This is a genomic window from Leptospira fainei serovar Hurstbridge str. BUT 6 (assembly GCF_000306235.2).
GTDB lineage: Bacteria > Spirochaetota > Leptospiria > Leptospirales > Leptospiraceae > Leptospira_B > Leptospira_B fainei.
Window position 1 is genome coordinate 161,790 of record NZ_AKWZ02000002.1, and the last position, 14,615, is coordinate 176,404.

At 44.3% G+C, this 14,615-nt stretch carries 18 protein-coding genes; 10 read left to right on the top strand and 8 right to left on the bottom strand.

Annotation, left to right across the window (positions count from 1 at the left end; all coding sequences use genetic code 11):
• Positions 1 to 5 precede the first annotated feature (5 nt).
• Complete coding sequence (locus tag LEP1GSC058_RS02140) at positions 6 to 491, top strand: hypothetical protein (RefSeq protein WP_016547915.1); 486 nt, start codon at positions 6 to 8, stop codon at positions 489 to 491.
• A gap of 10 nt (positions 492 to 501) precedes the next feature.
• Here the strand turns inward: LEP1GSC058_RS02140 and LEP1GSC058_RS02145 are convergent, their stop codons facing one another.
• From LEP1GSC058_RS02145 to LEP1GSC058_RS02170, 6 genes are all read right to left on the bottom strand, one after another.
• The gene (locus tag LEP1GSC058_RS02145) at positions 502 to 975 is read right to left on the bottom strand and encodes a DUF2752 domain-containing protein (RefSeq protein ID WP_016548140.1); all 474 of its coding nucleotides are present in this window, start codon (positions 973 to 975) and stop codon (positions 502 to 504) included.
• Complete coding sequence (locus LEP1GSC058_RS02150; RefSeq protein WP_016548009.1) at positions 941 to 1,300, bottom strand: DUF5684 domain-containing protein; 360 nt, start codon at positions 1,298 to 1,300, stop codon at positions 941 to 943. The genes LEP1GSC058_RS02145 and LEP1GSC058_RS02150 overlap by 35 nt, the downstream gene beginning before the upstream one ends.
• 150 nt (positions 1,301 to 1,450) lie before the next feature.
• Positions 1,451 to 1,738 (bottom strand): exodeoxyribonuclease VII small subunit, encoded by a 288-nt coding sequence (locus tag LEP1GSC058_RS02155; RefSeq protein ID WP_016548092.1) that lies wholly within the window; start codon positions 1,736 to 1,738, stop codon positions 1,451 to 1,453.
• On the bottom strand, positions 1,722 to 3,011 hold the full coding sequence (gene xseA, locus LEP1GSC058_RS02160; protein ID WP_039947962.1) for an exodeoxyribonuclease VII large subunit: 1,290 nt from the start codon (positions 3,009 to 3,011) through the stop codon (positions 1,722 to 1,724). Before xseA ends, LEP1GSC058_RS02155 begins: the two co-directional genes overlap by 17 nt.
• 21 nt (positions 3,012 to 3,032) lie before the next feature.
• A complete protein-coding gene (locus tag LEP1GSC058_RS02165) occupies positions 3,033 to 4,148 on the bottom strand; it encodes an AI-2E family transporter (RefSeq protein ID WP_016547996.1) in 1,116 nt (371 codons plus the stop codon).
• Complete coding sequence (locus LEP1GSC058_RS02170) at positions 4,148 to 4,573, bottom strand: hypothetical protein (RefSeq protein ID WP_016547805.1); 426 nt, start codon at positions 4,571 to 4,573, stop codon at positions 4,148 to 4,150. Before LEP1GSC058_RS02170 ends, LEP1GSC058_RS02165 begins: the two co-directional genes overlap by 1 nt.
• A 143-nt stretch (positions 4,574 to 4,716) precedes the next feature.
• Between LEP1GSC058_RS02170 and LEP1GSC058_RS02175 the strand changes: the two genes are divergently transcribed.
• Positions 4,717 to 5,361 carry a DedA family protein gene (locus tag LEP1GSC058_RS02175; RefSeq protein WP_016548141.1) on the top strand — a complete coding sequence of 215 codons (645 nt, stop codon included), beginning with the start codon at positions 4,717 to 4,719 and terminating at the stop codon, positions 5,359 to 5,361.
• Here LEP1GSC058_RS02175 and LEP1GSC058_RS02180 read toward each other — a convergent pair whose 3' ends face one another.
• Positions 5,362 to 6,903: a phosphatase domain-containing protein gene (locus tag LEP1GSC058_RS02180; RefSeq protein WP_016548209.1), complete on the bottom strand. Its 1,542-nt coding sequence runs from the start codon at positions 6,901 to 6,903 to the stop codon at positions 5,362 to 5,364.
• A gap of 123 nt (positions 6,904 to 7,026) precedes the next feature.
• Here LEP1GSC058_RS02180 and LEP1GSC058_RS02185 point away from each other — a divergent pair, with 123 nt between their 5' ends.
• From LEP1GSC058_RS02185 to hslU, 6 genes are all read left to right on the top strand, one after another.
• Positions 7,027 to 7,344, top strand: coding sequence for a Smr/MutS family protein (locus tag LEP1GSC058_RS02185; protein WP_016548251.1), 318 nt, complete (start codon positions 7,027 to 7,029; stop codon positions 7,342 to 7,344).
• A complete protein-coding gene (gene cimA, locus LEP1GSC058_RS02190; protein WP_016547841.1) occupies positions 7,341 to 8,891 on the top strand; it encodes a (R)-citramalate synthase CimA in 1,551 nt (516 codons plus the stop codon). Before LEP1GSC058_RS02185 ends, cimA begins: the two co-directional genes overlap by 4 nt.
• On the top strand, positions 8,879 to 9,448 hold the full coding sequence (gene pth / locus LEP1GSC058_RS02195) for an aminoacyl-tRNA hydrolase (RefSeq protein ID WP_016547895.1): 570 nt from the start codon (positions 8,879 to 8,881) through the stop codon (positions 9,446 to 9,448). The genes cimA and pth overlap by 13 nt, the downstream gene beginning before the upstream one ends.
• Before the next feature lie 91 nt (positions 9,449 to 9,539).
• Positions 9,540 to 10,490 (top strand): site-specific tyrosine recombinase/integron integrase, encoded by a 951-nt coding sequence (gene xerA / locus LEP1GSC058_RS02200; protein ID WP_016548165.1) that lies wholly within the window; start codon positions 9,540 to 9,542, stop codon positions 10,488 to 10,490.
• Entirely contained in the window at positions 10,462 to 11,025 is a 564-nt protein-coding gene (hslV, locus tag LEP1GSC058_RS02205; protein ID WP_016547824.1) for an ATP-dependent protease subunit HslV, read from the top strand. Before xerA ends, hslV begins: the two co-directional genes overlap by 29 nt.
• The gene (gene hslU / locus LEP1GSC058_RS02210) at positions 11,022 to 12,467 is read left to right on the top strand and encodes an ATP-dependent protease ATPase subunit HslU (protein WP_016547910.1); all 1,446 of its coding nucleotides are present in this window, start codon (positions 11,022 to 11,024) and stop codon (positions 12,465 to 12,467) included. Before hslV ends, hslU begins: the two co-directional genes overlap by 4 nt.
• 106 nt (positions 12,468 to 12,573) lie before the next feature.
• Here hslU and LEP1GSC058_RS02215 read toward each other — a convergent pair whose 3' ends face one another.
• Complete coding sequence (locus LEP1GSC058_RS02215; protein WP_016547825.1) at positions 12,574 to 13,407, bottom strand: hypothetical protein; 834 nt, start codon at positions 13,405 to 13,407, stop codon at positions 12,574 to 12,576.
• A 69-nt stretch (positions 13,408 to 13,476) separates the two neighbouring features.
• On the opposite strand from LEP1GSC058_RS02215, the gene LEP1GSC058_RS02220 reads away from it, so the two are divergent.
• Together LEP1GSC058_RS02220 and LEP1GSC058_RS02225 are read left to right on the top strand one after the other, a co-directional pair.
• Entirely contained in the window at positions 13,477 to 13,737 is a 261-nt protein-coding gene (locus tag LEP1GSC058_RS02220; protein WP_016547941.1) for a lipoyl domain-containing protein, read from the top strand.
• Positions 13,734 to 14,615, top strand: coding sequence for a metallophosphoesterase family protein (locus LEP1GSC058_RS02225; protein ID WP_039947923.1), 882 nt, complete (start codon positions 13,734 to 13,736; stop codon positions 14,613 to 14,615). The genes LEP1GSC058_RS02220 and LEP1GSC058_RS02225 overlap by 4 nt, the downstream gene beginning before the upstream one ends.

The following is a 14,615-nucleotide window of genomic DNA, read 5'->3' on the forward strand; positions in this document are numbered from 1 at the left end:
GCATAGTGCGAATCAACAAAGTCCCTTTTATCCTCGTATATTTATTCCCGGCAGTTCTATGGACTTGCCACACCAAAAGCAGTAATTCCACCAGCTCGAACGATTCGGCGGCGGCGTTATTATATTCGGCCTACGGTGCCAGCTTTACTCCTGTCCCGACGTTAGGATGTGCCGATTCTTCCATTACGACGGTTGTTCGAGGAAGTAGCACCGCAGTTACGAGCCAAAACTTTACGTATTATTTTTATAAATTCGTGGGTGATAGCACTTCTACCGAGACGTTTACGGTCTCGGTCAGTTCTGGAGAAGCGGATCTTTGGATCGGTGCGGAAGGATACACGCTAACTCCCTCGGACTTCAGTAAAGTCGAGCTTAGAAGCGAAAATATCGGAAACGATACGATTTCGAACGTATCTACGACTAATTTAGCGATTCGTTGTGTTGTCGTCCCGGTCAGCACAGGCGGCGGCTTTACGCTTACAATTCAATAAGCGAAGATACTTAAGACTTTATCAATAAGAACCAAATAAAAAGGGAACCGCCGAAACTGAATGCATATAAGTTGAAAATTTTTCCCGAAAGAAACGCATCCCATTGTTCGGCGGTCATTTTACAAAACATCGCAAAGAACAGAATGAATGAACTCCCGAGGGGAATCCCGAAAGGATGGTATTTCCAAGATGCGGAAATTTCTCCTCTGAAAAAGCAAACCAAAGATCTGCCGATTCCGCAACCGGGGCAATCCGAGCCGGTCAATTGTTTCCACCAGCAAAGAGTAAACCAATGCTCCGATTCGGTGTCTAAGGAAAGATAAAATGATAACGATACTGCGGCGGCTATGGCTAGGAAAAAAGTTAGAACCGGTCTAGATCTAGCGAATCTCGAAAAGAAAGAAAAACCGACTCCAAATTGAAGTCGGTTTTCTATCGAAATCAGTTGATTAGGCTGCTTTCGCAGGGCCTTGGTATTTTGCATCCGAGAATCCAAGGATAAAATAGCCAATTCCAAGTACGAAGAACAATACGGCAAATCCTGCCGATTTCCCAAACGCTTTTGCAAGCTCTATCGCCACCAATATGAAGACGACTAAGTTAACGCAGGGTACAAAGAATAGAATTACCCACCAAGCCGGTTTTCCCACGATTTCCATCAGAACCACAAGGTTGTAAATGGGGATAATTGCCGACCAGCCGGGCTTTCCAGCTTTTTCATAGATCTTCCAGTTCGCGGCCAGAAAAGCGACGATAATGACCGCGTATATTAAGATCCCAACGATTCCGACTCCGGAATTCCCTTCCATATATTTATGCTCCAAAATTATTAAAGAATTTCGGAAAAATTACATTTTCTGAAAATAAATCAAGAAAAAAATGACTAAATTTCAGGAGATTCGGTCGACTCGAGAAGTCGCTTAATAAAGCGAAATTACGAATTTACGTGATTGAAAAACCTAAAATAACTCGTCGTCTTCGGCCGGAGGATTTGCGGTCCGGGTCGACCCTTCGCTTTTTGGAGAAGCGGTTTTCTTTTGGGTTTCTCCGGAAGCGGACTTCGATAAGTATTCGATTTTACCCTCTGCTTCCGCCAAAATCCCCTGGCACAGACTGCGAAGCTCCATTCCTCGCTCGTATGCTTTAATGGATTCTTCCAAGGTTAATTGGCCTCTTTCCAATTTCTCCGCGATTTGCTCCAGCTCGGATAATGCCTGCTCGAAGCTGATATCAGTTCTCTTTGCCACGTAATTCACCTCGATTTATGACACTTAATCTTCCCTCTGAAAGGATTACTTCGAGTTCTTCCTCAATTTTCACCTGAGTGGAAGAAGTAACGACTTTTTTTCCTTTCGTTCTAACAACGGAATAACCGCGTTTCAACGTTCCTAACGGGGAAAATCCCTCTACTTTACCCGCCAATAGTTGGAATTCTTTCCTTTTTCTTTCCAAAAGGGCTCGGAACGTCATAGGCAACCCGGTGGAATAGGGGAGTAAACGATTGCCCGCTTGCATTAGAAAATTCTTACTTAATAATTGAATTCTGGAACTAGTTTCATCCAAGCGAAGGATTCTGTCATTCAGCATGGACTTCGGATCGGTGAAAGCCATTTTATTGGTTAAAATTCTCAACCGCTCCGCCAGGTATCTCATCTGGTTTTTTAATGCCGTTTCTAAACGGGCTTCAAATTCCATCAATTCGGATTCCACGACCTCCATTTCCGGAACCACGACTTCGGCAGCAGCTGTTGGGGTCGGCGCAAATACGTCCGCCGCAAGGTCTGAAAGCACCGAATCGATTTGGTGCCCTACAGCCGAAACGATCGGAACCCTAGATTCTGCGAAAGCTAAAACAACTTTTTCATCGTTGAATGCGATCAAATCCTCGAAACTTCCTCCGCCTCTTCCTGCAATGATGACATCAACGTTCCAAGCAGTGTCGTTCAATTCTCGAATGGCATTTACGATCGAATCCGGCGCACCGTCTCCTTGTACGAGACAAGGTGAAATTAGGATATTAATCTTAGGAAAACGCTGCTTAGCGATTCGAATAATATCTTCGATTGCTGCGCCGGTAGGCGAGGTGGCTACGCCGATGGTCCAGGGAAAGGGAGGTAATTCTTTCTTTCGTTCAGGATCGAAAACGCCTTGAGCCGCGAGTTTGCGCTTTAAAGCTTCGATTTTAAGGAGAAGATCCCCTTGACCGACTTCCTCGACTTTGGCTACGTTTAAGTTATATTGCCCCCGAGGCTCGTATACGGATACGCTTCCATAAGCGCGAACCTCCATTCCATTTTCCAAAGGTCGCCCTTTGTATCTTCCGTTACTGTACGAAAAGAAAGTACATGCCAATAACGATTTCGGATCTTTTAAATTAAAATATATATGGCCTTGATGGGATCGAGACAGATTGGAGACTTCTCCCTGAACCCAAACGTTTCGGAGCAGATCCGGTCCGGTTAAAAGTTGTTTGACGATCGAGTTTACTTCCGATACGGAAAGCGGTTTTGAATCTTCCACGATAATTCCGTCAGCCATTCCTCATCGTACAAAAAAATCTTTCCGATACAACTTCCAGAAATCCCATAGTATCACGATTAGAGTGACTGCCACCGGTCCCAATACGAGTCCCATAATTCCGAATTGCTGGATCCCTCCGATTAGAGAGAGAAAAACGAGTAGCGGATGGATTCTTAGTTTTTTATCCAACATCTTAGGCTTGACCACGTTTTCCAACACCATGTAAAAGGTAAGTCCGGCAATCATAAATAAGCTCGCGCCTACGATGTTATTCTCGATAAACATGATGTACAAACCGATCGGCAACCAAACTACCGACGTTCCGATCACGGGTATAATTGAAAAGAAGGCAGCCAAACTAGCATATAAGAAAGGGTTGGAAATACGTGCAAATACCAGCAACGCATAAATCGCCGCCCCTTGCATAATGGAAACGATCAGATTTCCTCGAAATACCGTTTGAACTGCGGACGCGATTTTTCGACCGACTTGTTCTTCCAATTCGCGGGAGAAGGGAAGATTATCCAAAATGAATCTCTCCACCTTTTTACCGTCCTGATAAAGAAAAAACAGAAGAAGGAGAGAAAAGAACAGATTCATAATAATGCCGGCCGGCAAATCGATGGATCCTAATATTAACGAGGATGCATTGCTAAGAACAGCATACAAACTATCCAAGTTTAGAATATCGATATAGTTACGAGCAAAGTCCCCGTAAATTTCGGGTAATTTCACCCAAAAAAAAGGATTATCTGTGACTAAATCGGTGAGCATATTCAGGCTCATTAGGGTTTCGATAATCTTGTCTTCAGAAAGGGAAATTCGTATCTTAAATAAGATGGATAGCGATTCGTCTATGAGAGTTCGTATAACAAAGTAGGAAGGCAATAAAACGATCATGCATACGAAACCGATCATAATCCAAGGCGCTAGAAAATCGAGCTTTAGTCCGATCAATTTGCGCAACTGCTTATACTGTTTTCTCGTTGCCAGATACAAAATTAATGCAACTAACGAAGAGTAAAAATAAGGACGCAGAACGAAAAATAGCAGCGCCCCTGCTCCTAAGAATAATATCGCTAGAAGTATATTAAAGGCGGTTCTATTCGGATCATCGGTTCCGTTGCGGCCGACCATCAAAATCCTCCTGATTTTCTGTAAAATAATTTTACCAAAGAACCGGTTCCGTTCGGAGAAATCGAAACCGCTACCGTTTTCCGATTCATGCCTTCCACCAAATAAACGCTTTTTTCAGTCGATTTCTGATTTTGTAATACTTTAAAATTCAGGTACGTAAAAACCGTTTCGTAATAAATCTCCAATCGCTCCTTCGACAAAGGATGATTTAAGATTATCGCCGATTCTCTCGTTTCAAAAATTCTTTCGGACTTCAATTCGGTGGAAAATAACAATTTAGATTCTCTCGGCACGAAATCGGAAGGAATCGAAGAAGGCGCTTTGAACGGATTTTCCTGGTAAGTTAGCCGATTGTGCCGGAAAATCCTAGATTTTTCCTTTGCAACTCGTTGAGGAAGAGGGTCCTGTTCCGTAAAATTAGGCAAGGTTTCCTCTTGTGCAAAAGAAAGGGAGGTAAAAGAGAATATTAAAAGAAAGAAAACAATTTTCGCGCTGCGGAAACAAATGAGATTCACGAATTTTAGTTGAATCGAACACGCCCCCCTTGACAATCCTTTTCTTAAGCCCAATGGCCGGATTCGAATCAACCTTAGAATATCTTCTCGATTGGGTAGCCAATCTACCTCCTATTTTAGTTTGGCTATTCTTTGCCGCGTCCAATTTGACGGAAAATGTTTTCCCCCCTTGGCCGGGGGATACGGTAACGGCTTTCGGAGGATTTTTACTCGCGCGAGGAAAGATCGGTTTTTGGTCGTTAATCACGAGTACATTAGTAGGGAATCTGCTCGGGGCCTGGCTTATGTATTCCTTCGGGCATCATGTTCTGGCCTGGCTAAAACATAGAAACTTTCCGTTTAAAGCCGAGCTTTATGATGAAGAAGCTATTGAAAAGACTTTGAATTGGTTTTCCAGAAATAGCGTGATAGTAGTCATTTTCTCCCGGTTTTCCGCGGGAATCCGCTTCTTCGTTTCGATCGTAGCAGGAATGGTAGAGATGCATCCGATCCTATTCTTCTCCTGCTTTTCTCTATCCGTTTTAATTTGGTGCGGAATTCTCATTTATGCCGGCCATTATCTAGGAAGTCATTGGGAAGTCGTCATCGAATTCCTAGCAGTATACAACGAGATTATCTCCATAATACTGGTATCAGCAGGTATAGGGTTTTTAATCTATCGCCACAAAAACAGATCGAAAAAAACGAAGGCCCCTTAATCAGGCGCCTAAGGCCAGTTTTAAAGTTTCCAAGAATCTTTGATGAAGCTCTTTGACTTCTTCCGGTAATTCGATTTTTTGCGCAAGTTCCAGCAAAGCCTTCGAATCGATGACTTTATCTTCGAACCATTCTCCGGCCATCTCGCCGGCTATTTTTACTACCGAGGAGAGATCAAGAATTCCGTAATAAACTAATATCAAAGAAAAGCCTAACGCGCCGTCGGTAGGAATGTACGGTTTAATGCCTTTCATTTTCCAAGGATCGATACCGGTCGGTAATGCGCTTTGTACATTCCAACGCATTTCTTCGGATGGGGGACCCAATTCGGTTTTGTTAATTAAGACAAGCTCCACAGGATTTATATCTCCGTGAATTCTTCTGTTTTCCTCGGCCAACTCTCGGATCAATTTGGCATTATCTCTTGTGATCGCATCCCGCCCCAAAAAATTCAATCGATATAAGAAATCTTCCAGGTCTTTTCCTTCCAGGACTCCGGAAAGAATCATCTGGTACAGTGTAAAAATTAAATAATCGCTTTCGGTATTATCTCCTAATAATAGTTCCCTCGCGTCCTTTGGCAGATAGATTCTATCCCGAAGTAAAATAGTAAGCTTATACGCGAGTTGATCGAAGAGACTTTGGAAGGAAGACCCCGCGAACTTACGAACTCGTTCCAAAGCGCCCCAAACTCCATCCGTCAAAAACCGAGTCGGATGAGAAAGGGAATCCCAAAATTTATCCACCATTCCTTTAATGGTTCCTTCCAGATATTTTAAATGAAGGGATTCGGTTTTGATTCCCTGGGAACGAAACGTTTGTAACAGGGTTCGTCTAAAAAAATGAGGACTCGCCGAGATAAAACAAAGAGGCGTATCGTTAGTATTCTCCCTTAACTCATTTAAGAATGTCGGCATACCCGGTAACGGTAATTTTTGTTCCGGGGTTTCGAATAACGTAGAAATTTTGCCCTTATTGGAATGGATATCCGTTGCAAGGTAGGTTTGATCGATATCAGAAGTCGTTACCAAGCCCGAATAGTCTTCCGGTAAAATTCTCAATGCGCCTTTGCCGATCAGGCTTTGAGCAACAATCTCATGCTTTCCGGGAATATTTAAATAGGCTAGATCCTTCCCAAACTGGCGGTACGAATCCGGCTTTAAGAAGTGAATGTGGAATACGTAATTTCCCGGGAGTAAGGGAAAGGTAAATTCGTGAAAGAAAAACCCGCTTTCATCCCCGCGAATTTCCGGGGATCGATGCACGATGTTCCCGGATTCGTCCACAATCTCGGCTAATAGAATCGGTTTTCTTACGGACTCTAACCCATAATCCAGAAACGGAGTAATTTCCTTTTCCTGACCCTCGAATAGACCTGTCAAAAGATTCCAACGGGACGAATCTTTCATTTCTTCCGTAATATTCAGGTCTAAAACCTGCCCGCGAATATAATAGCGATTCTCTCTTCCGAGAGTTCCACCGCAAATGGCGGCCCTTCTTTTATCAGTATATCGGGGGAGTTTACGTTCCGGTTCCTCTGTCACGTGCTGCGGATTCCTTAGACAGTTTTAGAGAAAGGAAACTGTATCATGAGGTCCTCAAAGGGAAAGCAGAAAATCCAATTTCTTTGTTTTCGTCCCGAAACAAACTGCTAGTATGGTCCTAGGATGCCCAAGTCGAAACATCCAGGCAACGGTAGAGAAAAAGGACCGAAGGTAATTTATATCCGAAAACTCCGGTTCGAAGAAGCTTATCGCCTTTTGGATACGGGCATTCAAGACGCATTCTTAAAAGGGGAAACTCTGGTAGAAGTAGTACACGGAATAGGCGAAGGGGTTTTGAAAAGAATGACCGAGGATTATATCCGAAACCACGATTTTTTAAAAGTTTTGGAAGACGGGGGACTTTTTATCGGAAATCCCGGCTCCACTTTGATTGAAATTATGGGCCCTTCCGCGCAGGATCTAAAGAAATACGTAAGATGACAGTTTCGAAATCGAAAATCCAAATACTCGACGTCACTCTCAGGGACGGAGAGCAAACAAGAGGCGTCAGTTTTTCAGCATCAGAAAAACTGAATATAGCCAAATTTTTGCTCCAAAATCTCAAGGTAGATCGAGTGGAAATCGCTTCCGCAAGAGTTTCTCAAGGTGAGTTGGAAAGCGTCCGCGGAATTATGCGCTGGGCGAATTCCGAAGGTCTTGAAAATCGGATCGAGATTTTGGGATTCGTTGACGCCCATCAAAGCGTCGATTGGATTTTAGCCGCCGGCGCGAAAACGTTAAATCTGCTTACTAAAGGATCTCTGAAACATCTGGAAGGACAATTAAAGAAAACTCCGAAAGAACATTTCTCAGAAGTCTCGGAAACGATACGATATGCCGTGAATAACGGTCTTGCAGCTAATATCTATCTAGAAGATTGGTCGAACGGTTACTTAAGTAGTCCTCAATATGTATTGGATTTCATAAAGCATCTTTCTCAGGAACCGATCGGAAAAATCTTTCTCCCTGATACCCTGGGGGTGCTTTCACCGGACGAAACCTTCGACGGAGTCGATGCATTAGTACGATCGTATCCGCATCTGCATTTCGAATTCCACGGACACAATGATTACGATTTATCCGTTGCGAATTGTCTCTTTGCCGTTAAAGCCGGAGTGAAGGGAGTTCATGTAAGCGTGAACGGATTAGGAGAACGAGCCGGGAATTCTCCGTTAGAAGCCGTAATCACGGCGTTGCACGACAAAGGGCGAGTTACGACCGGAATCGATGAAAAGTCGATTACCGAGGCAAGCCGTCTTGTGGAAACGTTCAGCGGAAAACGCATTTCCGCTAATCGACCCGTCGTAGGAGAGGATGTGTTTACGCAAACAGCCGGCGTTCACGCGGACGGGGATAAAAAAGGAAATCTTTATGCGAATCCGATCCTTCCGGAACGGTTTGGCAGAAAACGCAGTTATGCCTTGGGCAAGTTGGCGGGAAAGGCAAGTATCTCGGAAAATTTAAAACAGTTAGGAATGGTGCTTTCTCCAGACATCGAACGTAAAGTTTTGGAAAAGGTAATCGAATTGGGAGATCAAAATAAGACTGTCACCCCGGAAGATTTACCGTTCTTAATAGCCGACGTATCAGGAAGTACCAGTAACCAGGCTCTGAAAATTACAGGCTGTAAACTCAATTCCGGCTTGGGGACTAGACCGACTGCACAAGTGGATTTGGAATTAAATGGAAAGAAATTTTCGGGCGCGGGAGAAGGCGATGGAGGTTATGACGCGTTTATGACGGCTCTCACCGGAATCCTGAACAAGGCCGGAGTAACGATGCCAAGACTCGTCGATTATGAAGTTCGAATTCCTCCCGGAGGGAAAACGGACGCGCTAGTTGAAACGATGATCACTTGGAATCGAGCCCCTGAAAATCACGAGGAAGATAATTTCAAAACGATCGGAGTTCATTGCGATCAAACGATCGCCGCCGTACTTGCAACGGAAAAAATGCTGAACCTAATCCTTCAAGCATGGCACAGTTAAAACTTTTAATCGTAGGACTGGGAAATCCCGGCGCTAAATACGAACGAAACCGGCATAATATTGGATTTCTGCTGATAAACGATCTCGCGGAAGAATGGGGAGTCGATTTCCAAAAATCCAATAAAGAGGAGAAGGCCAAAATCGATCGAAACGGGATCGCCTTCTTTCTTCTAAAACCTTTGGAGTTTATGAATCTTTCCGGGAGAGCTATTGCAGACTTGGCCCGAAAAAACGGGATTTCTGCCGAGAATATTTTGATCCTCCATGACGAAGTCGATTTCCCGTTTTCAAAAATCAAATTCAAACAAGGAGGAGGACACGGTGGCCATAACGGTCTTCGTGACGTTATCGAGAAACTAGGTTCGTCCGATTTCTTCCGACTCCGATTCGGAGTGGGCAAACCGGGAGACAGCTCTTTAACGGCAGACCACGTTCTTTCGAATTTTAACAAGGAAGAACTGGATCAACTTCCGAATCTTTTCCAGCAATCCAAACAAAAAATCACGGACTGGATCCGGGAAAGAGAGACTCTTTTTCGCAAAGTCACCGATAAATAGATTAGCGCTGCGAACAAATCCTCTTCGGAAAGGACTTAATCCACCGAAGAGGCAACCGTTCGAGAGCGCGAACAATCCAACGGAGATCCATGTGAGCGAATACACTATTAAAGTGCCCGAGTTTTCTTCAGAAACCCTGAACCAAGCCGCTCGACGATTTCATGAATATCTCCGTGTCGAAAAGAATTATTCCCAAAATACCTTGAATGCATATCTTCTGGATCTAAAATCATTCTTCGAATTTACCGAGCGTGAACAGATCGATATCTACCAACTCGAAGCGGTCGACGTTCGATCTTATTTTGCCTATCTTTCCAAAAATCAAGGCTTAGATAGAAAGACGCAAAGTAGAAAGCTTTCTAGTCTTCGCACATTTTACAAAGTATTACAAAAAGACGACCTAGTTCCGGGCAATCCGATTCTTTCCGTTCATTTTCCAAAGACTCGAAAACAAGTTCCTAAAAATTTCAGAATCGAAGAGACCGAAGAAATCCTCGAATACGAGGACGGAAAAGCTTCCGAAATTTTGAACTTGCGGGATAAGGCTATAATAGAAGTTTTATATTCGACGGGACTCCGGGTTTTCGAGCTTGTCGATGCTTCTTTAACCCAGCTTTCGAGAGATAACGCGATTTTAAAAGTGTTGGGAAAGCGACGCAAAGAAAGATATGCGTATCTCGGAAAAGAAGCAATCGAAAGTCTTACCGCATACTTGGAAGTCCGACCGAGATTTCGTCCCCAGTGCGATGAAATTTTTCTAAACCAAAAGGGAAAGAAACTGACGACCAGGGGGGTCCGTTATATTCTGAACGAAAGAAGGAAACGGATGGGATGGGACAAACCCATCACCCCCCACAAATTCCGACACACCTTTGCTACGGACTTGCTTGATGCGGGTGCGGATATCCGTGCAGTCCAGGAGCTTTTGGGCCATTCCTCCCTTTCCACTACTCAGGTCTACCTGAGTGTAAGTAAGGAAAAGATAAAAGAGGTTTACCGAAAGGCTCACCCGCATGCAAAACGAATCGATCCATCATCCTAGTAAAATATACGCAACTACCATTCTTTGCGTTCGTAGGAACGGAAAAGTAGCCATAGCCGGAGACGGTCAGGTTTCATTCGGAAACACCGTCATGAAAAATTCGGCGAGAAAAGTCCGAAAATTGTACGGAGACAAAATCGTGTCCGGTTTTGCAGGTTCTGCGGCTGATGCGTTCACCTTATTCGAATTATTCGAAAAGAAAGTCCATGAATTCGGCGGAAGTCTTTCCAGAAGCGCAGTGGAACTAGCCCGGGAATGGAGAACGGATAGAATGCTTCGTCGATTGGAAGCTATGCTAATCGTAGCGGATAGAGATGAATCGTTTCTTGTTTCAGGTACGGGGGATGTTATCTCTCCGGATGACGGAATTCTCGCGATAGGTTCGGGCGGTAATTACGCCCTAGCGGCCGCTCGCGCATTGTATTCGAACACTCAACTAGAGCCTATCGATATTGCGAAAGAATCGATGCGAATAGCCGCGGATATCTGTATTTACACGAATCATAATATTGTCGTCGAGGAAATCAACCCATGAACGATAGCAATCATTTAGCGAATACCGCACCTGACGAGCCGAGACTTCGCGAAGAGGATCTTACGCCGAGAGAAATCGTCGCGAGATTAGACGAACATATTATCGGGCAAAAAAACGCGAAGAAGGCCGTTGCAATCGCGTTGCGAAACAGGACGCGTCGTCGTAAATTAGATCCGGAAATCAGAGAAGAGATCTATCCGAAAAACATCATCATGATCGGTCCGACCGGTGTGGGAAAAACCGAGATTGCGAGAAGACTTTCCAAACTTTGCGGAGCTCCCTTTTTAAAAGTAGAAAGCACAAAGTTTACGGAAGTGGGATATGTTGGACGGGACGTGGAAAGCATAATTCGCGATCTTGCAATGGTATCTCTCAATCTAGTAAAGCAGGAATTTCGAAAGGAAGTAGAAGCCAAAGCTAAAGAAGGCGCAGAAGAAGCGCTCCTAGATATACTTTTACCGTTTCCTTCCAAGCCGAGTCCGGATCCGCATTCCCCCTCCATCGGATTTGCGACGACCGTCGATGAGGAAGAGCGACGGCGCCGTTTTTCGGAAACTAGGGAAACGATGCGCAAGAAACTTCGTTCAGGAAAATTAGACGACCAAGAGGTCGAGATAGATTTACCTCAAGCGGGCTCGCAAGGAATTCCGATGCTTCAGGTGTTCGGAGCCGGAAATATGGAAGATTTGGACAATCATATCCAAAACGTTCTAGGGGATTTGATGCCCAAAAAGCAGAAAAAAAGAAAACTCCCGATCCAAGAAGCGCTAAAAATACTAGAGGAAGCTGAGGCGGAAAAATTATTAGATCCGGAGAAGGTACAACGAGAGGCCCAAAAAAGACTGGAAGAAATGGGAATCGTCTTCTTGGACGAGATCGATAAAATTGCGGGACGAGAGGGCAGATCGGGAGCGGATGTCTCAAGAGAAGGAGTACAAAGAGATTTACTTCCTATCGTGGAGGGCGCGACAGTAAATACTAAGATTGGTCCGATAGCCACCGATCATATACTTTTCATTGCCGCCGGTGCGTTTCATATGTCGAAGCCTTCGGATCTGATTCCCGAATTACAAGGAAGATTTCCGATTCGGGTTGAACTCGAAAAACTCTCCATGGAAGATTTCGAAAAAATTCTAACTGCCCCGCGTTCTTCCTTAACGCGGCAATATCAGGCTCTATTAAGGACAGACGGAATCGAGGTAGAGTTCTCCGTGGACGGTATCCGTGAAATCGCTCGTATGGCTTACGATATGAACGAGAAGCACGAAAATATCGGCGCCCGTAGATTAAATACGATTATGGAACGACTTTTGGAAGATGTTAGCTTTGAAGGTCCGGATCTTCCGGTCGAACGGAGAAATGTACTCGTTGATAAATCCTACGTAGAATCCAAACTAAAGGGAATCGTCGAAGACAAGGATCTAAGTCGCTACATTCTATAAGACGGACTTCCCATCCGTTCGGGAACTCCGGGATGGGACGCAATATCTGCATCTGATCCCGAACTTATCCCATTGAGAACCCAAAAATTAGAAACTGTCCTACTATTTAAAAGGTCAGTTCTTTAAGAGCGGAAATAGGATATCTCATATACACGGTTGTGGTTCTGCTTCCCGAAGTGATCGTTAGAAGATCCAAGGGATTTAGGCCCATCGTATAAAAGCCTTCGTCAATCATAGCGATTCCGAAGCCGGCGCTTTCTTTTTCATCCAAAAATTCCGGACGGAAAAAATCGGCCGAGTTGCCCTGATCGTACAATTCCTTATGCTTTAAGCGAGATTCTTCGATTCTACCGAAATCCATATTATGAATGGGAGAATCGTTTCGGATTCGCAAATTCAGCTCGTCGTTCGTGATCCGAATTTTTACGGAAATATTCATCCGATTCTTTTCAAGCTTGGATCGAATATCCGTAAGAAATTCCTTCTCTTCCGGAACGAGAATTTGTTTTTTTGCGCGAATTCGATCTTCAAGCTGTAGCACATTTTGCACCTGCTTCTTGATCTTATCCGGAACGACGTATCGTTGCATCGCATCACGTAGGGGGGAAGTATCTAGGATCACTTCTAAAAGTTCTTCGGCTTCTTCTTGAGAATCGCCAAGTTTGGCTATTTTTTTCAAGAGTTCGTCGCGAAAGATAATATGACGAATATTACCTTTAATCGCGTTAAGAAGTGCTTCCATCAACCCGCTGAAAAGGTGGAAAGCCGCTAAGGGATTCGCTCCGACTTCTTCTAGGATCCCGTTTACCAACTCGGAGAGAATGTCTCGTGTCGGTTTCGTCAGCCCTTTCAATCGTAAATGAAAGAACTTTCTCTTTTTAAGATCGGAGATGTTTCGGAGGATTTCAGCCCCTTTGAGGACAGATTTCTGGTTTGCCATAAGAGGGAACTTGGAAAATTTAGTACACGATGGCGGCTGGACTCTATTCGGCAAGCTGGTTTTACGAATATGACACCAAAAACCGACGATTTCGAACTAATCACTCCCGACTTAGGCGATACGGATAAAATTGAACTCGTTCGATGGAATGCAAAGCAAGGAGAGACGATTGAGATCGGTCAAGAGGTATGCGAATTAGTAACCGATAAGGCTTCTTTTCCGATGGAGTCTCCGATCCATGGCACTCTGACACAAATTCTGAAAGAGAAAGGTTCCATCGTATCGAAAGGAGAAATTTTAGGCGTGATCCGGAGGGAAAAAACCGAGTGAAATTGGTCCATTTATCGGACCTGCACTTTCCAGTACACCTTCCTTTGTCGAGTCTCAAAGGAAAGATGGTACCGGGGTATTTAAATTACACCCTTCGGCGTAAAAGAAAGTACCCGATCCATCTATGGGAATCGCTAGTCGAGAAAGTGCTCTCTTTGAATCCGGACGGAATTGTCATCTCGGGCGATATTACAAACGTTGCACATATTACGGAATATTTCGGTTCCCTAGAATACTTAAGACCATTATTAAACGACAAGACTTTCATGATCCCCGGAAATCATGATCGATATACGCGCGCCGCGGTCAGAGGATCGGAGCCATACTATGAAAGGTTTTTTGGGAGATGGATGGGTGATCCGGTAGAAGGATCGAAAGGATACCTGCGCTGGAAAAAAATCGGATCTCTTTATTTGATAGGATTAGATTCGAATAAACCCCTCTCGGTCTTAAACGCATACGGATATGTGGACCCCAATATCGTGCGAGACGCGTTAGCTTTCTTGCGCGACCGACAGGCGGATCAATACGTCCTCGTTTGCCATCATCCGATTTGGAATCCTCCCGAAAGGCAGGAATCAGGCGGGCATAAGATGCGGAATCGAGAAGAAATCGCGGAATTATTAAAGGGGAATCCCCCGATAGCGTATTTACACGGGCATGTTCATACGAACTGGGTCAAAATACCGGATAAAGAAAAACCGTATTACGTGATAAATTCCGCTTCCAGCACCCGGATTTCCGACGCAAGGCATGATTGCGGCTTTCATTTTTTAGAAATTAAAAATGAAAGCGCTAAAATCACGCGCTTTACATACTCGGAAGGCATGTCCAAGTTCATAGAAGCGCAAACGATCTCTTACGAAGAAAAGGAATAA